Source organism: Paeniglutamicibacter terrestris, assembly GCF_012271785.1.
Taxonomy (GTDB): domain Bacteria; phylum Actinomycetota; class Actinomycetes; order Actinomycetales; family Micrococcaceae; genus Paeniglutamicibacter; species Paeniglutamicibacter terrestris.
Window position 1 is genome coordinate 132,000 of sequence record NZ_JAAWVT010000003.1, and the last position, 19,187, is coordinate 151,186.

Below are 19,187 nucleotides of genomic sequence, written 5' to 3' on the forward strand. Positions count from 1 at the left end.
TCCCAGGAGTAACGATGAATTTCACCCCGCATGCCACCTCCGGCGAAATGCCGTCGGCGCGCTACATCCTTCCGCAGTTCGAGGAGCGTACCCCCTACGGGTTTAAGCGCCAGGACCCGTACGCGAAGCTTTTCGAAGACCGCATCATTTTCCTGGGCACCCAGGTTGATGACGCTTCGGCCGACGATGTCATGGCTCAGCTGCTGGTCCTCGAATCCATGGACCCCGAGCGCGACATCACCTTGTACATCAACTCACCCGGTGGCTCGTTCACCGCGATGACGGCGATCTACGACACGATGCAGTTTATTCGTCCAGAGATCCAGACCGTCTGCTTGGGTCAGGCCGCCAGCGCAGCAGCGGTATTGCTCGCCGGTGGTACCCCGGGCAAGCGCTTGGCGCTTCCCAACGCCCGTGTGCTGATCCATCAGCCGGCCATGGGTGGCGGCGAACGCGGTACCGCGAGTGACCTGCAGATCCAGGCCGAAGAGGTCATGCGCATGCGCGCTTGGCTGGAAAACACCTTGGCCGGGCACAGCAACAAGACCGCTGAGGAAGTCGGCAACGACATCGAACGCGATCTTTACATGACCGCTGCGGAGGCCAAGACCTACGGCCTGATCGACGAGGTGCTCTCACCTCGTAAGATCAAGCCGCAGAGCACCATTACTCGCTAGAAATAGCGGCACACCGAACGGGCGGCCATCGCTGGAGGCGCGAAATATGCGCACCATGGGCCGCCCGTTCGCCCATTCTGTCCTAGCTCTGTCATAGAGTTAAGGCAGTTCAGCATTTCCGGTTCTTGTGGCCGGTCATACCGGTACCAGGCAAAGGGGACCAATTCGATGGCACGCATGGGTGAAGGATCCGATCTGCTCAAGTGCTCCTTCTGCGGGAAGAGCCAAAAGCAGGTTCGCAAATTGATCGCCGGTCATGGGGTCTACATTTGCACCGAGTGCATCGAACTCTGCAACGAGATCATCGAGGAAGAGCTCGCCGAGGTGGAAGAGGGCGTCGCCTTCGAACTGCCCAAGCCCAAGGAGATCTTCGGTTCGCTGCAGGAATACGTCATCGGGCAAGAGGGCGCCAAGCGTTCCCTGGCCGTGGCCGTGTATAACCACTACAAGCGCATTCAGGGTGGTGCGGCGGCAAAGTCCGTTTCCACGATCACCGAATCGGACAGCTTCGACGATGTTGAGGTAGCCAAGTCCAACATTCTGCTCATCGGTCCCACCGGTTGCGGCAAAACCTACCTGGCGCAGACGCTGGCCAGGCGCCTGAACGTTCCCTTCGCCGTGGCCGACGCTACCTCGCTGACCGAGGCGGGTTATGTGGGCGAGGACGTTGAAAACATTCTGCTGAAGCTTATTCAAGCGGCAGATTACGATGTCAAAAAGGCCGAACAGGGCATCATCTACATCGACGAGATCGACAAGATCTCGCGTAAGTCCGAGAATCCCTCAATCACCCGTGACGTTTCCGGCGAGGGAGTGCAGCAGGCACTGCTCAAAATTCTCGAGGGCACCGTGGCAGCTGTGCCGCCGCAGGGCGGGCGCAAGCACCCGCATCAGGAATTCATCCAGCTAGACACCACCAACGTGCTGTTCATCGTTGCCGGCGCCTTTGCCGGACTGGAGGAGATCATCTCCTCGAGGGCAGGGCGTAAGGGGATCGGCTTCGGTGCTCCGCTTTCGGCGCTGAAATCCGAGGTTGCCTCGTATTCCGATGTTCGCCCGGAGGACCTGCTGAAGTTCGGGCTGATCCCCGAGTTCATCGGTCGGCTTCCGGTGATCACCACCGTGGAAAAGCTTGACCGCGAGGCCTTGATCCGGATCCTGTCCGAGCCCAAGAACGCACTGATTAAGCAGTACCAGAAGATGTTCCGCATGGACGGGGTGGAGCTGACCTTCGAGCAGGGTGCCCTGGAAGCCATCGCCGATAAGGCCTTGGCCCGTGACACCGGTGCCCGCGGTCTACGCGCCATCCTTGAAGAGACGCTCAGCGCCACGATGTTCGAGATGCCGAGCCGCGAGGATGTTGCCGAGGTCGTGATCAGCGCCGAGGTGGTGAACAACGGTGCGGAACCAGCCTTAATCTCCGCACAGGTTGCCGATAAGCGCGGCAAGAAGTCCGCTTAACCCATTTTTCGGCTCAGCAGCATCCGGTGCTGTGCCGGTGACTGCTGAGCCACATCAGCATTCTCACCTCTTAAATAGAAGGAGCAGTACGTTGTCCGAGAAGACTCAAGTAGATTTTTGGTTCGACCCGACCTGCCCATTCGCCTGGGCCACCTCTCGCTGGGTGCTCGAGGTTAAAAAGGTTCGTGACATCGAGGTCGCCTGGCACGTCATGTCGCTTTCGGTGCTCAATGATGGCCGCGCCGATTTGCCCGAGGAATACCGCGCACGTGTGGCCAAGGGCTGGGGACCGGTTCGGGTGCTGATCGCAGCCGCGCAGGCCCACGGGGATCAGGTACTGGGTGATTTGTACACCGCCATGGGTGAATTGCTGCACTACGAAAAGGTCGGCGACTACACCGAGGTCATCACCCGCGCACTGGCCACCGCCGGTCTGGAACCAGAACTGGCTCAGGCAGCAAACGTCACGGATTACGATGACGCGCTGCGCGCCAGCCACGAGACCGGCATCTCGAAGGTGGGCCAAGACGTTGGCACTCCCGTGCTTGCACTGAACGGCACGGCGTTCTTCGGCCCGGTCATCACCCGCGTACCAACCGGTGAAGAAGCCGGAAAGCTCTTTGATGCCGCAGTCACCTTGGCCTCATTCCCGTACTTCTTTGAGATCAAGCGCAGCCGCACCGAAAGCCCGCAGTTTGATGTTGAATCCAGCCAGAGCGCGGTTGCCAGCAAGTAAGCGCAAAAGCGTGTCAATGGCTTAACCCGCCAACAAAGATGGTTTGGGGCCGGTGTGCAGAACAATATTTGCACCGGCCCCTTGCCGTACCCGGGACACGGGGCGTATAAAAGTTGTACGCACCACTACCGGAATGATGCGGAATAAAAACCGAATTCGCGGTGACGAACTACTGGAATCTCTTTTAGTTCGGCTGCAGCAGCGATGCAGCAAGACCCACGCAAAGAGGATTTTGTTCGGTTCTCTAGATCAACGCTGGACGAGAACCACCACCGAGTCGAAGCCCCTCCGACATTCATTTGTCAGCCGAAGGGGCTTCCCCTCTGTCCGGGACACTTTTGGGTTCAGCCCGGGACCGAGCCAGTCAAGAAACGACGAAGGGCGCCGCACCCATCTTCCGCGTGAACAAACACGCAGCAGATCGGTACGGCGCCCTTCATGGTGTCCGCGGGGGACACCGGCACGCCAATAATTAGGCTTGGACGGCGTCTTCTGCCGGAGCCAGCACAACGTCGCTAACGCTCAGATCGCCATCGGCGGCGACCAGAGTCATGTCGCTGGCATTACCGGCGGCCAACAAGTCGCCCAGACCAGCGCGCAATAGCTCCAGCGTCGACTCCGGTGCGGAAATCACCCCGGAGAGAACAGCGGTGCGCTGCTTAACCTTCGCCTCGGACTTGGACTTGCGGATACCGGAGAGTGCCTCGCCGACGACGGGCAACACCGCGGTATTGGCACCCTCGATGGCATCGGCCAGGTGAGCGGAACCGGGCCATTCGGCGCGGTGAACCGAACCCGCACGCCACCAGCCCCAGACCTCTTCGGTGGCGAAGGGCAGGAACGGGGCGAAGAGACGCAGCACCGAATCCAGGGTCGTGGCCAAGGTGGCCAGCACGCTGGCCTGTTCCTGATCACCACGGGCACCGTAGGCACGATCCTTGATCAGTTCCACGTAGTCATCGGTGAACGACCAGAAGAACGACTCGGTGATATCCAGCGCGCGGGCGTAGTCGTAGGCATCAAAGGCGCGGGTAGCGTCATCGATGACCTGCGACAGGCGAGCGAGCAGGGACTTGTCCAGGCCATTGGTGATGATCGAGGCATCCCCGGAAATGACGTTGGCTTCGGTAGCACCGAGGTTCAACACAAACTTCGAAGCGTTGAGGATCTTGATCGCCAGGCGGCGACCGATCTTCATCTGGTTGATCTCGTACGCGGTGTCGGCGCCCAGCTTGGCGCTGGCAGCCCAATAACGCACGGCATCGGAACCATAGTCGTTCAGCACGTCGGTGGGGACCACCACGTTGCCCTTGGACTTGGACATCTTCTTACGATCCGGATCCAGGATCCAACCGGAAATCGCCGCGTGCTTCCACGGGGCCACATCGTGCAGCGCGTCGGCGCGCACGGCCGTCGAGAAGAGCCAGGTGCGGATGATGTCGTGCCCCTGCGGGCGCAGGTCAAACGGGAAGACCTTGGAGAAGAAATCTTCGTCCCGGTTCCAACGACCAACAATCTGCGGGGTCAACGAGCTGGTGGCCCAGGTATCAAGCACATCGGCATCCCCGGCGAAGCCGCCGGCAACATTGCGCTGTGCTTCGCTGAAGCCCGGTGCGGTATCCGCGGCCGGGTCAACCGGCAGCATCTCATCGGTGGGCAGGATCGGGTGCTCGTAGTCGGGCTCACCGGAGGCATCCAGTGGGTACCAGACAGGCACCGGCACGCCGAAGAAGCGCTGGCGGGAAACCAACCAGTCACCGTTGAGGCCGGAGATCCAGTTTTCATAGCGTGAGCGCATGAACGCCGGGTGGAACTCGATCTGTTCGCCACGTTTGATCAAGCGGGCGCGGCGTTCCTCGTCGCGTCCACCATTGCGGATGTACCACTGACGTGAGGAAACAATTTCCAAGGGCTTGTCGCCCTTTTCGAAGAAGTTCACCGGGTGGGAGATCTTCTTCGGCTCGCCATCGAGCAGGTTGGCGGCGATCAGGAGATCAACAACGCCCTCCTTGGCGGAGAACACGGTCTTACCGGCGATGGCTGCGTAGGCTTCGGCGCCGGCTTCGGTGGTGATCCACTCCGGCTTCTCGGCGATCACGCGGCCGTCGCGGCCGATGATGGCGCGGGTCGGCAGCTGCAGTTCACGCCACCAGGTCACGTCGGTCAAATCGCCGAAGGTACACACCATCGCGATGCCCGAGCCCTTGTCGGCCTTGGCCAACGGGTGCGGGTAAACGGTGACGGGTACATCAAAGAGCGGGGAGGTGACGGTCTTGCCGAAGAGCGGCTTGTAACGCTCATCGTCGGGGTTTGCTACCAGAGCTGCGCAGGCGGCCAGCAGTTCGGGACGGGTGGTCTCGATGAAGATTTGCGTGCCATCTTCGGCGGTGAACGGGTAACGGTAGTACGCGCCGGGCATCTCGCGGTCTTCGAGTTCGGCCTGGGCCACGGCGGTGCGGAAGGTGACATCCCACAAGGTGGGCGCCTCGGACATGTAAGCGTCGCCGGCGGCCAGGTTAGCCAGGAAGCCACGCTGCGAAACCGCGCGCGAGACATCGTCGATGGTGCGGTAGGTCAAATCCCAGTCAACGGACAGGCCCAGGGTGGAGAAGAGGTGCTCAAAGACCTTCTCGTCCTCCACTGCCAGCTCTTCACACAGCTCGATGAAGTTCTTGCGGCTCACGACATCCCAGTCGCGCTGGTTCTTCGCCGGGGTGGCCGGCGGGCGGTAACCCTCAACGTAGGAGTAGGTCGGGTCGCAACGCACACCGTAGAAGTTCTGCACGCGACGCTCGGTGGGCAGACCATTGTCGTCCCAGCCCATCGGGTAGAACACGTTCTTACCGTTCATCCGCTGGTAGCGGGCCAGCACATCGGTCTGCGTGTAGGAGAACATGTGTCCCACGTGCAAGGATCCCGACGCCGTCGGTGGGGGAGTATCGATCGAGTAGACCTGCTCGCGCGTGGTCTCGGTGTTGAATTTGTAGGTGCCTTGTTCGCGCCAGCGGGCGCCGAGGCGTTCCTCGAGGCCCTCAAGTACGGGCTTGTCGGGAACGGAAACGATGACGGGCGTGTCTGTGCCCAAGGTGTCTTCTGCCATGTTCCCCATTCTCCCATGAGGGCGGGCATTCCCCCCAGTTGACCCGGGTTGATGCCCGCCACAACGTCGGCGTCGGTTCACAAAGGACTAGGGGGCGATCCAGATCGTTGTTTCCCCCGCAAGCTGCCCCGGGCCCGGTTTAGTGGCACCGCTGCTGACCACGATCTTGCTTTCATCCACGGAAGGGGGCAGATCAACAGGCGCAGCGCCAAAATTGGTGAGCACCGCCCAGCCGTTGGGTCGTTCGTAATGTGCCAGCGTGGCCTCGGGAGCCGAAATCCAAGACAGCTCCTCGTGAGTCTGCAACCGTCGGCGCCAGGTGAGGGCACTGCGGTAAAGCTCCAGCGTGGAGCCGGGCACCGCCTCCTGGGCATCAACCGCATGCTCGGCGAACCATGCTGGCTGCGGCAACCAGGGTGCGGCACCAAAACCAAAGTTCGTTTCCCTTGCCTTCCACGGCAGCGGCACCCGGGTGCCATCACGGCCCTTGACGGTGTTTCCGGTGCGGAACCACGTGGGATCCTGCAGGGCATCTGCCGGCAGATCTGCCACCTCAAAGAGTCCAAGCTCCTCACCCTGGTAGAGGTACGCCGAACCGGGCAGACCCAACATGAATAGCGTTGCTGCCCGTGCCCGGCGCAATCCGCGCACCGGATCGCTGGCCGGTTCACTGCCGCCGGAAAGCAGCCAGGCTTCCAGTGCCGGGGCATCGGTGCCATCGGGAAGTGAATAACGCGAGGCGTGGCGGATGACGTCGTGGTTGGAAAAGACCCAGGTGGAAGACGCCCCGGAAGCCTGAGCTTCGGCCAGACAGCGAGCCACGATGCTGCGGAATTCGGTGGCGGCGAAGGGGGCCTGGAGTAGGTCGAAGTTGAAGGCCTGACCCAGACCGGTGGGCTGGGCGTAACGCAGCCGGCGGTGGGTGAAGGGCACCCAGGCCTCGGCGACGGCAATGCGGGGCGGGTCATATTCGTTGAGCACCGAGCGCCAGCCGGCGTAGATTTCATGCACCTCGTCGCGGTCAAAGAGCACATCGGTGCCGTCATCAACCAGGATCTCCAACGAAGGCTTGGAACGCAGCGGCAGTTTCATGTCCTTCACGAGGGCATGGGCCACATCAACGCGGAATCCATCCACACCACGATCGGCCCAGAAGCGCAGCGTGGTGTGGAAGTCCTCGCGGACCTCTGGGTTCTCCCAGTTCAGATCCGGTTGTTCGGAGGCGAAGAGGTGCAGGTACCACTGCCCCGGCGCCCCGGCATTTTCCCCGGTGGTTTCATTAATGCGGGTCCAAGCCGGTCCGCCAAAGTGTGATGGCCAGTCCGATGGTGGAAGCTCACCGTTTTCGCCCAGCCCGTCGTGGAAGTGATAGCGGGCCCGTTCGGGGGAGCCCGGGGCGGCGGCCCGTGCGGCGGTGAACCAGTCATGACGGTTGGAGGAGTGGTTGGGCACCACATCGGCGATGACCCTGATGTTTGCCGCATGAGCCGCTGCAACCATGGCATCAAAGTCAGCCAGGGTTCCCAGCCGTGGGTCAACGTTGCGGTAGTCATCCACGTCGTAACCGCCATCGGCCAACGCCGAGGGGTAAAACGGGGAGAGCCAGATCGCGTCGATGCCCAGCTCCTGGAGATAACCCATGCGCGATGTCACGCCCGGCAAATCGCCCAGTCCGTCGCCCGTGGCATCGGCAAAGCTGCGTGGGTAGATCTGGTAGACGGCCGCTTGGCGCCACCAATTGGCATCGGGTGCGGCGTTTGAAACGTGCTCATTCATTATGTGACGGATCCTCTCATGACACCGGAAGTAACCCAGCGTTGGGCGAATAGATAGACCAGCAGCGGTGGGGCCATCGCCGTGAGAAAGGAGGCGAAGGCGGTAGGCCGTGACCGGGAAGCCTGATCTCCCCGCGCTGGCGGGAGTCTGCTGCCACCTAGAACGGTCCCGTAGGACGACGCCCAAGCGGGCAGCTTCCTCGGTCCCTCTTAGGACGCGCTACGGACAGTGCGGCACCAGGAGGGGCAGTCAGGGTCATTCATTATTTTTACGTCAAAACTAATCCATGTGTCAAGCGCCACATGGATTGATGAATTGCTGCCATTTTGTCTCCGTTCAGGCGAGGTTATGGCGGCGTGGTTCGATGTTAATGCTCGGTGTGAAATAAACTAACCGCATGTCAACACCATCCATGGCGAGCAGCGACCCGATCACTACCCGCAGCCAGCCCAAGCTCCACGGCCGGGTAGCCGGCGCGGGGCTAGCACTGAGCGAACCGGAACTAGAGGTGGCCCGGGCGATTCTGATCCACGGTCCATGCTCCCGTGGGGCCCTTTCCCAGCGGCTAAAGCTCAGTGCCGCCAGCTTGACCCGGCTGAGTAAGCCGTTGCTGGACGCCGGAATCGTGGGAGAAAGCGACCTGGTCCTCGACGGTAGTGTGGGGCGCCCTGTCCGTTTGCTCGATATCAGCCAAGAGACCAGCTTCTTTGTCGGCATCAAAATCACCGGAACGATGGCGCAAGGGGTACTGACCGACCTGCGCGCTCACACCCTGGCCAGCGCCGAACATGAGCTGGGGACACACGAGGTGGCAGAGGTCATGGATGCGCTGGTACGGCTTATCAACGACCTGCATCAGCAGAGTGGCCGGGAAATAGCCGGGGTAGGCATCTGCATCGGTGGCCAGATCTCCGAGGGAACACTCATCGCCCGCGCTCCGTTCCTGGGCTGGCGCGATGTCCCGTTGGGTGAACTACTTCACCAGCGCACGGGGTTACCGGTGCTGGTCGAAAACGACGTGACAGCACTGGTTGCCGCAGAACAATGGTTTGGTGTGGGACGCGAAGTCGCAGATTTTGCTGTGGTGACCATTGGAGCCGGTGTCGGGTACGGATTGGCCATTCACCGTCAGGTGGTGCGCGGCCGCGACACGGGGCTCGGTCTGGGCGGACATTTCCCCCTTGATCCCAACGGGCCGGTGTGTCGTGAGGGGCATCGCGGATGTTCCACCGCCATGCTCACGATCCCCAGCATCTGTGCGCAGATCTCCACCGCACTGCTGCGTGAGATCGACTATGCCCAGGCCCTCGAGCTGGCCGAGCAGGGCAACAAGGTGGCCAGCTCGGTGCTGCAGGCAGCGGCGGTGGCGCTCGGACGGTTCCTTGCCGCCGCCGCAAATCTGACAATGGTTAATGTGGTGGTCCTGGGTGGGGAAGGCGTCGAACTTTTCACCAGGTTCGAGGCCATGGTGCGCGCGGCACTGGCCGCCGACCGTGATCCCGAGGCCCAAGACGTCCGGATTGCCGTCCTGGGTGTCGAGTTCGATTTATGGGCACGAGGTGCAGCGGCCGTGGCCATTCAAAAGTACGCCTTCATCTAGCACCGCCACCTCGGCCGAGGCAGCGCCCACGATGCTGGATCGGACGTGATGCTGGAACATTGCTCCACCGCGACCTATGGTTCAGCCATGGGTACCTTTCGCTTGCTACGCGCATATGAACCGGCCGATGGGGGTTATCGGATCCTGATTGACCGACTCTGGCCACGGGGACTGAGCAAGGAGCGTGCGGCGCTGGATGATTGGGCCAAGGACGTGGCCCCATCGACCGAGTTGCGTGTGGCCTTCAGCCATCAGACCGAGCACTTTAGCGAGTTCACCGATCACTACCGCCACGAACTCGAACTCGGATCCGCCGCGGCCGGGGCCAGCAGATTGCTGGAAATTGCCGAGCAGCAGCCGGATGTGGTGCTGCTCTACGCGGCCCGCGACATCGTGCACAACCACGGCCTAGTGCTGCTCGACTTCCTTCGTCAGGCCCAAGCGGAGGTGGCTGGCACGATGGGAAACCCCGGTACGGCAGACTAAGGCACAGCGCCACGAATCGACATTGTGCTTGGGCATCAACCATCGGGCTGGATAGTCTTTGTACATGTCAACACAGAACTCAGCCATTCAGCATGCAGCCCTCGTCACCGGAGCCTCCAGCGGCATCGGGGAAGCCACCGTCCGCGCCCTGAGCGCCCGCGGGTGGAAGGTCTTTGCCGTGGCCCGCCGCGCCGAACGACTTGCGGCGCTCGCCGAGGAAACCGGTGCTATATCGGTCCCCGCGGATGTCACCGACGATGACCAGGTGGCCGCGCTACTGGCCACCGTTGAAGCAGCCGGTGGCATCAACACCCTGATCAATATCGCTGGCGGTGCCCGCGGCGCCGACTACCTGGGCGAGGCCAAGAACGAGGACTGGGACTTCATGCTCCAGGCCAACGTCATGGGCACCATGAAGATCACTCGCGCCTTCCTGCCGATGCTCCGAGCACACGGCGAGGGCACGGTACTGAACCTGACCTCAACCGCCGGACTGGTCAGCTACGAGGGCGGGTCGGGCTACAACGCGGCCAAGGCCGCCCAACGAGCACTCACCCAAGCGCTACGCCTGGAAGAAGTTGTTAATAACATCCGGGTCATCGAGGTGCTCCCGGGATTGGTGCAGACCGAGGAATTTGCCCTCCGGCGTCTTGGTGGAGATAGCGAAAAGGCGGCGAAGACCTACGCGGGTGTGGCCAAACCGCTCACCGCCGAGGACATCGCCGACATCGTCTCCTATGCCGTGAACGCTCCGCACCACGTGAACCTCGACGAGATCGTGGTGCGACCGGTGGCGCAGGCCGCGGCTCACAAGCTGATCCGAGACCAGGCATGAGCGAGGCTTTCTCCCCTGGGGACCGCCCCTTGCACGTGGTGGCCTGCGCCCATGGAACGGATAATCCCACCGGCCGGCAGTTGATCAATGCACTGCGGGCGGATCTGGCCACCCAGCTTGCCGCCGAGGGGCTGCACGCGGTGGTGCATGAGGCCTATGTTGATGTGCAGGAGCCCGGACTGGAATCGGTGCTCACCGCACTGCCGGCAGGTGAGCCAAGCATCGTCGCCCCGCTCTTGCTCTCCGAGGGGTTTCATACCTCGGTGGACATCGCGAACGCGGTGGCCACGCGGAGCCACACCAGCTCCAGTGCGCCGCTGGGACCGGACCCACGCCTGGCCACGGTGCTGGCAGCGCGCCTCACCGAGGCCGGATATCAACCCGGGGATGCGGTGGTGCTCGCTGCCGCCGGAACCCGTATCCAGGCCGGGGCCGCGCAGGCGGCAGCAATGGCAGAGCTTCTGGCCACGGAACTAGGACAAGAAGTGAGTATCGCCTATTGCTCGGCTGCCACCCCTGCGGTGCCAGATGCGGTGGCGGCGGCGCGCGCGGCCGGTGCCACACGAGTGGGCATTGCCGCCTTCCTGCTTGCCCCCGGATTCTTCCATGACCGGCTGGCCACCACCGGGGCCGACTATGTCTCGGAAACACTGCTCCCGAGCTTAACAATCGCGAAATGTGTCGCCACAAGACTCGCTGACGCCCGCGAATCGGTCTGTGAAGACGCCGAATAGGACCTCATGTGACCTCATGACGCGTTAGGTCGGGGGCGTTGGCGGGCGACGGCGCCGCGCCCCTAGAGTCGTGGCCATGACACAGGCAACTCACACCCCGGCCAGCACACGGCCCACCCGCCCGGCGGGCAAACCGCACGGACAGTGGAAGATTGATGGCACCGAGCCGCTGAACGCCAACGAGGCGTTTAAGGCCGATGACAACGGGCTGAATGTGCGCGAGCGCATCGAAAACGTCTACGCGCACGGCGGATTCGACTCCATCGAACCCGACGACTTGCACGGCCGCTTCCGCTGGTGGGGTCTTTACACCCAGCGGAAGCCCGGCATCGACGGTGGGCGCACCGCAACACTTGAGCCACACGAACTCGAAGACCGCTACTTCATGCTGCGCGTGCGCATCGATGGCGGAACCCTGAGCACGACGCAGCTGCGCACCATCGGGGAAATTTCCCGCGACTTTGCCCGCGACAGCGCGGATGTGACTGACCGGCAGAACATTCAGCTGCACTGGATCGACGTGGTCGATGTCCCAGAAATCTGGCGCCGACTCGAGGCCGTGGGACTGGACACCACCGAGGCCTGCGGAGACGTACCGCGGGTGATTCTCGGTTCCCCCGTCGCCGGCATCGCGAAGGACGAGCTGCTGGACCCGACCCCGGTCATCGCCGAAATCCGCGAACGCTTCATCGGGGACCCCGAACTGGCGAACCTGCCGCGCAAATTCAAGACCGCCATCTCCGGGCACCCCTCCCAGGATGTGGTGCACGAAATTAACGACATCTCGCTGATCGCCGTGAATCACCCGGAATTCGGTCCCGGTTATGACCTGTGGGTCGGCGGCGGATTATCCACCAGCGCCAGGTTGGCCGAACGCCTCGGTGCGTTTGTGAGCCCGGAGCGCGCCGCGGAGGTGTGGCTGGGCGTCGTCTCGATCTTCCGCGACTACGGCTACCGACGCCTGCGCAACAAGGCGCGGCTGAAGTACCTGATGAATGATTGGGGACCAGTGCGCTTCCGAGAGGTACTGGAAAACGAGTACCTGGGCTATGCGCTGCCCGACGGACCGGTGCCGCCCAAGCCCACCACTCCCGGAGACCACGTGGGCATCCACGAGCAGAAGGATGGGCGCTACTTCATTGGTGCCTCGCCCAATGCTGGTCGGCTCTCCGGCACGCTGCTTCTTCAGCTGGCGGATCTCTTGGAGTCTCACGGCTCCACCCGGCTGCGCACCACCCCGCACCAAAAGCTGCTCGCTCTGGACATCCCGGCCGCATCGGTGAAGGCGGCCGCAGCGGAGTTGGACGCGCTGGGTTTGGCCACGGCGCCCTCGATCTTCCGCCGCTCGGCCATCGCGTGCACCGGCATCGAATACTGCAAGCTGGCGATCGTTGATACCAAGGACACCACCATCGCCGCGGTGGCCGAACTTGAGGAACGCTTCGCCGCCAAAACGGCGGTGCGCTTGCCGGCAGCCCTCTCCCTGCACGTGAACGGTTGCCCCAACTCCTGCGCCCGAATCCAGACCGCCGACATCGGGTTGAAGGGGCAGCTGTTGCCCGATGGCAACGGTGGGATGAGTCCCGGATTCCAGGTTCACCTGGGCGGGGGACTGGCCTCCAGCTCACGTGAGGAGGCCGGCCTGGGCCGCACCGTGCGCGGGCTGAAAGTCACCGCCGATGAGTTGCCGAACTATATCGAGCGCGTACTGGAAAACTACTCGGCGGGGTCCACCGAGGGCGAATCCTTCGCCACCTGGTCCCACCGAGCCGCCGATGAGGAAGTCCTATGAGCACCACCGAGCCAAAGTCCGCCGAGGTTATAGCCGCCGACCGCGCGCTGGCCGAAGCCGGTGCCGCCGAATTGGGCTTTGACGCCTCCGCCACCGAAGTTATCGCCTGGGTGGCGCGAAACTTCACCACGGAGCAGGTGGCAGTCGCCTGCTCGATGGCCGATGCCGTGCTCCCGGCGGTGGTTGCCGAACAGCTCCCCGGGGTCGATGTGCTCTTCCTGGAGACCGGCTATCACTTCCCCGAAACCCACGCGACCCGCAATGAGGTGGCAACCACCTTGGACGTGAGGATCATCGATGTGCTGCCGGTGCGTACCGTCGAGCAGCAGGATGCCGAATTGGGACCCAAACTGCATCAGCGCGATCCCGCCGCCTGCTGCAAGCTACGCAAGATGGAGCCACTGGCCAAGGCGCTTGCCGGTTACCGGCTCTGGTTCACCGGAGTCCGCCGCGAGGAGGCACCGACGCGCACCAACACCCCGCTGATCACCTGGGATCAGGCACACGGGTTGATCAAGGTCAACCCGCTGGCCGCCTGGAACTTCGATGAACTCACCGGCTACGCCGCGGCCAACAGCGTCCCGGTGAACCTGCTGCTGGCTAACGGCTACCCGTCGATCGGCTGTGCCCCGTGCACCGCCCCGGTGGCCGAAGGTGAAGATCCGCGCGCCGGCCGCTGGGCCGGGGTTGCCAAGACCGAATGCGGTATCCACCAATGAGCCTGGCCCGCACCCCCTACCAGTACCCACTTTCGAAGGAGTCCGAGATGAGCAGCACCGCACCGGGGATCACCCCACCGCTCGCTCGCGCGCAGCAAAGCAGCACCCCTGCCACCGACGTGCTCAACGCGTTGGAAGCAGAATCCATCCACATCCTGCGCGAAGTGGTGGCCGAATTTGAACGTCCGGCCATGCTGTTCTCCGGCGGCAAGGATTCGGTGGTGATGTTGCACCTGGCCACCAAGGCTTTCTGGCCCGGAGTTGTTCCCTTCCCGGTGCTGCACGTGGACACCGGGCACAACTTCGATGAGGTCATCGAGTTCCGCGATCGCACGGTCAGCGAGCTGGGGCTGCGCCTGGAGGTGGCGCGCGTGCAGGATTACATCGACGATGGCCGGCTCTCCGAACGTGCCGATGGCACCCGGAACCCGCTGCAAACCACGCCGCTGCTTGACGCCATCGCCGAGCATAAATTTGACGTCCTTTTTGGTGGCGGACGCCGCGACGAGGACAAGGCCCGGGCCAAGGAACGAATCCTCTCGCTGCGCGACGAGTTTGGCCAGTGGGATCCGCGCAACCAGCGCCCCGAACTGTGGAACCTGTACAACGGGCGCCACACCCCGGGACAACACGTGCGCGCCTTCCCCATCAGCAACTGGACCGAGCTGGACATCTGGCGCTACATCGAACGCGAAAACATCGCCCTTCCTTCCCTCTACTACGCCCACGAACGTGAGGTTTTTGAACACGCGGGGATGTGGCGGGCCGTGGGCGAATTCAGCGCCCCTGGACCCGGGGTTGCGACCGAGCTCAAGACGGTGCGCTACCGCACCGTGGGGGACATGTCCTGCACCGGCGCGGTGCTCTCTGAGGCCAACACCGTCGCGGAGGTGATCCGCGAGGTCGCCACCACCACCATCACCGAACGTGGGGCCACCCGGGCGGATGATCGCATCTCCGAGGCCGCCATGGAAGATCGCAAGAAGGATGGGTATTTCTAATGAGCACCACGAATCTGGACAGCCCGGCGGACACTGCATTGGATAGCACCTTGGACATCAACTTAGACACCACCGACACCACCACCGACACCACCACCAACACGGCGCAGCTCGGTCGCCGCGGACTCTTCCGCTTCGCCACCGCCGGCTCGGTGGATGACGGCAAATCAACACTCGTCGGCCGGCTGCTGCACGACGCCAAGGTGGTCCTCGCCGACACCCTGGAAACCCTGGCGCGCACCTCCGCGGCCAACGGTTTCGGCGGCGGGGACGGCACCCTGGATCTGGCGTTGCTCACCGACGGGTTGCGCGCCGAACGCGAACAGGGCATCACCATCGACGTGGCCTACCGCTACTTCTCCACCGGCGAGCGTTCCTTTGTGCTCGCCGACTGCCCGGGACACGTGCAGTACACCCGCAATACCGTCACCGGTGCCTCCACCGCCGACGCCGCCATCGTCCTCATCGACGCCCGCAAGGGCGTGCTGGAGCAGACCCGGCGCCACCTAGGCGTCATTGGCCTGCTGCGGGTACCCAACGTGATCATCGCGGTGAACAAGATTGATCTGATTGATTACGATGCGGACCGCTTCGCGAGCATCGCCGCGGACGTGGCACGGGTTGCCGCGGGGCTGGGCCTGCCGACCCCGCACACGCTGCCGGTCTCCGCGCTGGTGGGCGATAACGTGGTGCAGCGCTCCGCCCATACTCCCTGGTATACCGGTGAGACGTTGCTGGGGCTGCTCGAATCTCTGCCCACCCGCGATGAGCAGGACACCGTGGCCGAGGACTTCCGCTTCCCGGTCCAGCTGGTCGTGCGCCCCCAAGGCGCGCTGGCGCCGGGGTTGGACGCCGGGGACTTCCGCGATTACCGCGCCTATGCCGGATCCATCGCCGCTGGCTCCATCACCGTGGGGGACCCTGTCACCATCGCCACCCCCGGGCAACCACGCCGGGAAACCACCATCGTGGGGATCGACGCCGCGGGGGTGGCACTGAATTCGGCCAGCGCGCCGGCCTCCGTGGCGTTGCGGCTGAAAGACGAGCTGGACATTGCCCGTGGGGATACCATCGCCGCGGCCGGCACCCTGCCCGACTCCTCTGCGGATCTGCATGCGCAGCTGTGCTGGCTGGCACCGGTGCCGCTGCGTCCCGGGGCCACGGTGATGATCAAACACGGCAGTGCCACGGTGCGCGCCAAGCTCACCACGATCCGCGGGAAGTTGGATCTGGAGGACTTCGGGTTGCTACCCGCCGCGACGCTGGAGCTGAACGACATTGGCGCGGTGGTGCTGCGCTTGGCCCGCGAATTACCCACCGAGCCCTATGCCCGCCACCACCGGACCGGAGCGTTTTTGGTGATTGATCCGCAGAGCGGGAACACGCTGGCCGCCGGTCTGGTGGACGAAGCCCCGAAGACTGCGGGCTAAGACACACGCTGATGCGGGCTGTTGGATACACGTTATACATCTCGATGACGAAGGAGAGCTGATCATGGATACCACCAGGTACACCGCCGCGGCGCAGGCCACCGGGCCCGCCCGCCGGGCGCTACTTGCCGGCGGCACCGGGCTGCTGGGCCTGTTGGTCCTCGGAGCCGCTGCCACCACCACCGTGCCGCGGCCAGGATCCACCGCCACGGCTCCCGCCACCGCTGCCACCACGCTGCGGCTGGGCTACTTCGCGAACCTCACCCACGCCCCGGCGCTGGTGGGTCAGAGCAAGGGCCTTTTTGCCGCGGAACTTGCCGGCTCCGGGACCACCGTGGCCACCAGCATCTTCGGTGCGGGTCCGGCCGCCGTGGAGGCGCTGAATGCCGGCGCCATCGACGCCGCCTATCTGGGGCCCAACCCGGCCATCGCCGCCTACGCCTCCAGTGGTGGGCGCGGTTTGCGGGTGCTGGCCGGCGCCGCGGCCGGTGGTGCCCAATTGGTGGTGCGTAAGGAATTGGCCGATGCCGCGCGCAGCGATGTTGGTGTCCTGCGCTCAGCCACACTGGCCACCCCGCAGCTGGGCGGCACCCAAGATGTCGCACTGCGCACCTGGTTGACCGCGCAGGGGCTGAGCACCGATGTACGCGGCGGGGACGTCTCCATCACCCCGACGGCCAACGCCCAGACCCTCGAGCTCTTCCGCTCCGGGGCCATCGACGGGGCCTGGCTGCCCGAACCGTGGGCCTCTCGGCTGGTGCTGGAGGCCGGCGCCGCGGTGTTAGTCGATGAGGCTGAGCTCTGGGACGGGGCAGAAACCGGTGCGCCGGGACTCTTCCCCACCACGGTGCTCGCCGTCTCCCCGAACTTCGCCGCCGCTCACCCGCTAACGGTTGACGCCCTGCTGCGGGGCCACCTTGCCGCCCTGCACTGGCTGAACACCACAGATCGTCGGGAGGTCAGCACGTTGTTGAATGCCGAACTGTCCGCGAGTGCCGGGGCTCCGCTGGCCCCGAAAGTGATCAACCGGGCGCTGAGCTCCCTGAGCTTTACCGCCGACCCGCTGGCCGGGGCCTACCCGCGCCTGCTCCAAAATGCTGTGGATGCGTCCTTGGCCGAATCCGCAAACCTCGATGCTCTGGTGGATGACTCCTTCCTGGCCCGGGCACGCAAAGAGCGAGCGGACGCATGAGCATCCTCATCGAGAAACTTTCCAAGGACTACGGTGGAGCCCCGGTGCTCTCCTCCATCAGCACCAGCATCGCGCAGGGCGAATTTGTGGCGGTGCTGGGCGCATCGGGCTGCGGCAAATCCACCCTGTTGAACATCGTCGCCGGTCTTGAGCCCCCCACCGCCGGAGCCGTGACGGTGCCGGCGGGCGGAGCCGCCTTTATGTTCCAGGATGCGGCACTGCTGCCCTGGCTCACCGCACGGGCCAACATCGAACTCGCCCTTCAACTGCGCGGGGTGCCGCGCGCGCAGCGCAAGGACCAGGCACAGCAACTGCTGGAACTGGTCCACCTGGGCGACGCCGGATCCAAACGCCCCCACGAACTCTCCGGTGGCATGCGCCAGCGCGCCTCCCTGGCCCGCGCACTGGGTCAGGACAAGCCGGTGCTGCTGATGGATGAACCGTTTGCCGCCCTCGATGCAATCACCCGAGATTTGCTGCACGAGGAACTGGAACGGATCTGGCTGGCGCAACGTCGCACCGTGCTCTTTGTGACCCACAATGTGCGTGAGGCTGTACGGCTGGGCCAGCGTGTTCTGCTGCTCTCCTCACGCCCCGGCCGCCTGGCCGCGCAATGGGACATCGACCCCCTGGTCCGCACCGATCCAGCCGCCCAAGCGGCGCTGACCCAGGAGATCACCCAGGCACTACGCGAGGAGATCCGCCATCATGCCCACTAGCCCCACCCTCTCCGGAGCACCGCGTACGCAGAGTCAGGCGCCGGAAACCGATACCCTCAGGGAACTTGAGGCGGGCCTCGACTCGCTCCAGGACGCCCCCGTCGCAACGCGTATTAACGCCGGACGGATTCTTTTGCCCGTGGGCACCGTGCTGGGACTGCTGAGCCTGTGGCAATTGGCCGCCTGGTTCGGTTCCCCACGCGAAGACCTTTTCCCCGGCCCGCTGCAGGTGCTGGGCACCGCCGGCGAATTGGCGGCCGATGGGCGCCTGGGCGAAGCGGTTGGCACCTCGCTCCAGCGCGGGGTGCTCGGTTTCTTGCTGGCCCTGGCCATCGGCACACCGTTGGGGCTGCTGCTCGCCGGGGTCCCGACGCTACGCCGAGGCATCGGCCCGCTGATCTCCGGACTGCAGGTCCTGCCGTCCGTGGCCTGGGTGCCGGCCGCCATCATCTGGTTTGGCCTCACCGACGCCACCGTCTACTTTGTGGTGCTGATGGGCGCCACCCCATCGATTATCAACGGGCTGCTCTCCGGGGTTGATACCGTCCCGCCGCAATACCGGCGCCTGGGCACGGTGCTGGGTGCCAGCCGCCTGCAGGGCCTACTGCGCATCGTTTTGCCCGCGGCACTGCCCGGCTACCTTGCCGGACTCAAACAGGGCTGGGCATTTTCCTGGCGCTCGTTGATGGCCGCGGAGATCATCGCGGTGGGCGGATCGATCGGTTTTGGCCTCGGTTCGCTGCTGCAGCAGGGCCGGGATCTGTCCCAAATGGCCATGGTGGTGTCGGCGATCCTGGCCATCCTCATTGTGGGCATCGCCATCGAACTGCTGGTCTTCTCCCCACTGGAGCGCCGATTGCTGCGCCGCCGCGGACTAGCGGCCGGTGCCTCACGATGAGCCAGCACCACCTCCATGCACATCACGAAGC

16 protein-coding genes and 1 pseudogene are annotated in these 19,187 nt (G+C 64.0%); 14 read left to right on the plus strand and 3 right to left on the minus strand.

Annotated features, from left to right (window positions below):
- The first annotated feature begins 14 nt into the window (after positions 1-14).
- The 3 genes from HED64_RS08370 to HED64_RS08380 all read left to right on the plus strand — a co-directional run bounded on the left by HED64_RS08370 (position 15) and on the right by HED64_RS08380 (position 2,874).
- Positions 15-677 carry an ATP-dependent Clp protease proteolytic subunit gene (locus HED64_RS08370; RefSeq protein WP_168151587.1) on the plus strand — a complete coding sequence of 221 codons (663 nt, stop codon included), beginning with the start codon at positions 15-17 and terminating at the stop codon, positions 675-677.
- Positions 678-845: 168 nt separating this feature from the next.
- Entirely contained in the window at positions 846-2,138 is a 1,293-nt protein-coding gene (gene clpX, locus HED64_RS08375) for an ATP-dependent Clp protease ATP-binding subunit ClpX (RefSeq protein ID WP_168151588.1), read from the plus strand.
- 91 nt (positions 2,139-2,229) lie between these two features.
- Positions 2,230-2,874: a mycothiol-dependent nitroreductase Rv2466c family protein gene (locus HED64_RS08380; protein WP_168151589.1), complete on the plus strand. Its 645-nt coding sequence runs from the start codon at positions 2,230-2,232 to the stop codon at positions 2,872-2,874.
- Positions 2,875-3,346: 472 nt separating this feature from the next.
- Here HED64_RS08380 and valS read toward each other — a convergent pair whose 3' ends face one another.
- From valS to HED64_RS19825, 3 genes and pseudogenes are all read right to left on the minus strand, one after another.
- Complete coding sequence (valS, locus tag HED64_RS08385; protein WP_168151590.1) at positions 3,347-5,974, minus strand: valine--tRNA ligase; 2,628 nt, start codon at positions 5,972-5,974, stop codon at positions 3,347-3,349.
- An 87-nt stretch (positions 5,975-6,061) separates the two neighbouring features.
- Complete coding sequence (locus tag HED64_RS08390) at positions 6,062-7,750, minus strand: glycoside hydrolase family 13 protein (RefSeq protein ID WP_168151591.1); 1,689 nt, start codon at positions 7,748-7,750, stop codon at positions 6,062-6,064.
- A pseudogene (locus HED64_RS19825) lies at positions 7,750-7,851 on the minus strand (carbohydrate ABC transporter permease); the annotation flags it as partial. The gene HED64_RS08390 and the pseudogene HED64_RS19825, both read right to left, overlap by 1 nt.
- A gap of 296 nt (positions 7,852-8,147) precedes the next feature.
- On the opposite strand from HED64_RS19825, the gene HED64_RS08395 reads away from it, so the two are divergent.
- The 11 genes from HED64_RS08395 (at position 8,148) to HED64_RS08445 (ending at position 19,156) form a co-directional block, all read left to right on the plus strand.
- Positions 8,148-9,350 (plus strand): ROK family transcriptional regulator, encoded by a 1,203-nt coding sequence (locus HED64_RS08395; RefSeq protein ID WP_245325827.1) that lies wholly within the window; start codon positions 8,148-8,150, stop codon positions 9,348-9,350.
- An 87-nt stretch (positions 9,351-9,437) separates the two neighbouring features.
- The gene (locus tag HED64_RS08400) at positions 9,438-9,836 is read left to right on the plus strand and encodes a DUF488 domain-containing protein (RefSeq protein ID WP_168151592.1); all 399 of its coding nucleotides are present in this window, start codon (positions 9,438-9,440) and stop codon (positions 9,834-9,836) included.
- A 64-nt stretch (positions 9,837-9,900) separates the two neighbouring features.
- Positions 9,901-10,671 carry an SDR family oxidoreductase gene (locus HED64_RS08405; protein ID WP_168151593.1) on the plus strand — a complete coding sequence of 257 codons (771 nt, stop codon included), beginning with the start codon at positions 9,901-9,903 and terminating at the stop codon, positions 10,669-10,671.
- Positions 10,668-11,405 (plus strand): sirohydrochlorin chelatase, encoded by a 738-nt coding sequence (locus HED64_RS08410; RefSeq protein ID WP_168151594.1) that lies wholly within the window; start codon positions 10,668-10,670, stop codon positions 11,403-11,405. The genes HED64_RS08405 and HED64_RS08410 overlap by 4 nt, the downstream gene beginning before the upstream one ends.
- Positions 11,406-11,481: 76 nt before the next feature.
- A complete protein-coding gene (locus HED64_RS08415; RefSeq protein WP_168151595.1) occupies positions 11,482-13,197 on the plus strand; it encodes a nitrite/sulfite reductase in 1,716 nt (571 codons plus the stop codon).
- Complete coding sequence (locus tag HED64_RS08420) at positions 13,194-13,916, plus strand: phosphoadenylyl-sulfate reductase (protein WP_168151596.1); 723 nt, start codon at positions 13,194-13,196, stop codon at positions 13,914-13,916. The genes HED64_RS08415 and HED64_RS08420 overlap by 4 nt, the downstream gene beginning before the upstream one ends.
- 47 nt (positions 13,917-13,963) lie before the next feature.
- Positions 13,964-14,917 (plus strand): sulfate adenylyltransferase subunit CysD, encoded by a 954-nt coding sequence (gene cysD, locus HED64_RS08425; protein WP_168151597.1) that lies wholly within the window; start codon positions 13,964-13,966, stop codon positions 14,915-14,917.
- Positions 14,917-16,347, plus strand: a complete 1,431-nt coding sequence (locus HED64_RS08430; RefSeq protein WP_168151598.1) for a sulfate adenylyltransferase subunit 1 — start codon at positions 14,917-14,919, stop codon at positions 16,345-16,347. Before cysD ends, HED64_RS08430 begins: the two co-directional genes overlap by 1 nt.
- 64 nt (positions 16,348-16,411) lie before the next feature.
- Complete coding sequence (locus tag HED64_RS08435) at positions 16,412-17,539, plus strand: ABC transporter substrate-binding protein (RefSeq protein ID WP_168151599.1); 1,128 nt, start codon at positions 16,412-16,414, stop codon at positions 17,537-17,539.
- Complete coding sequence (locus tag HED64_RS08440; RefSeq protein ID WP_168151600.1) at positions 17,536-18,258, plus strand: ABC transporter ATP-binding protein; 723 nt, start codon at positions 17,536-17,538, stop codon at positions 18,256-18,258. The genes HED64_RS08435 and HED64_RS08440 overlap by 4 nt, the downstream gene beginning before the upstream one ends.
- Positions 18,248-19,156 carry an ABC transporter permease gene (locus HED64_RS08445; protein WP_168151601.1) on the plus strand — a complete coding sequence of 303 codons (909 nt, stop codon included), beginning with the start codon at positions 18,248-18,250 and terminating at the stop codon, positions 19,154-19,156. Before HED64_RS08440 ends, HED64_RS08445 begins: the two co-directional genes overlap by 11 nt.
- Positions 19,157-19,187 lie beyond the last annotated feature (31 nt).

Coding starts and splice junctions, on each gene's coding strand:
- HED64_RS08370 (WP_168151587.1), top strand. CDS start 15: ATGAATTTCACCCCGCATGCCACCTCCGGCGAAATGCCGTCGGCGCGC.
- HED64_RS08405 (WP_168151593.1), top strand. CDS start 9,901: ATGTCAACACAGAACTCAGCCATTCAGCATGCAGCCCTCGTCACCGGA.
- HED64_RS08390 (WP_168151591.1), bottom strand. CDS start 7,750: ATGAATGAGCACGTTTCAAACGCCGCACCCGATGCCAATTGGTGGCGC.
- HED64_RS08445 (WP_168151601.1), top strand. CDS start 18,248: ATGCCCACTAGCCCCACCCTCTCCGGAGCACCGCGTACGCAGAGTCAG.
- cysD (WP_168151597.1), top strand. CDS start 13,964: ATGAGCAGCACCGCACCGGGGATCACCCCACCGCTCGCTCGCGCGCAG.
- HED64_RS08410 (WP_168151594.1), top strand. CDS start 10,668: ATGAGCGAGGCTTTCTCCCCTGGGGACCGCCCCTTGCACGTGGTGGCC.
- clpX (WP_168151588.1), top strand. CDS start 846: ATGGCACGCATGGGTGAAGGATCCGATCTGCTCAAGTGCTCCTTCTGC.
- HED64_RS08430 (WP_168151598.1), top strand. CDS start 14,917: ATGAGCACCACGAATCTGGACAGCCCGGCGGACACTGCATTGGATAGC.
- HED64_RS08395 (WP_245325827.1), top strand. CDS start 8,148: ATGTCAACACCATCCATGGCGAGCAGCGACCCGATCACTACCCGCAGC.
- HED64_RS08440 (WP_168151600.1), top strand. CDS start 17,536: ATGAGCATCCTCATCGAGAAACTTTCCAAGGACTACGGTGGAGCCCCG.
- HED64_RS08420 (WP_168151596.1), top strand. CDS start 13,194: ATGAGCACCACCGAGCCAAAGTCCGCCGAGGTTATAGCCGCCGACCGC.
- valS (WP_168151590.1), bottom strand. CDS start 5,974: ATGGCAGAAGACACCTTGGGCACAGACACGCCCGTCATCGTTTCCGTT.
- HED64_RS08400 (WP_168151592.1), top strand. CDS start 9,438: ATGGGTACCTTTCGCTTGCTACGCGCATATGAACCGGCCGATGGGGGT.
- HED64_RS08435 (WP_168151599.1), top strand. CDS start 16,412: ATGGATACCACCAGGTACACCGCCGCGGCGCAGGCCACCGGGCCCGCC.
- HED64_RS08415 (WP_168151595.1), top strand. CDS start 11,482: ATGACACAGGCAACTCACACCCCGGCCAGCACACGGCCCACCCGCCCG.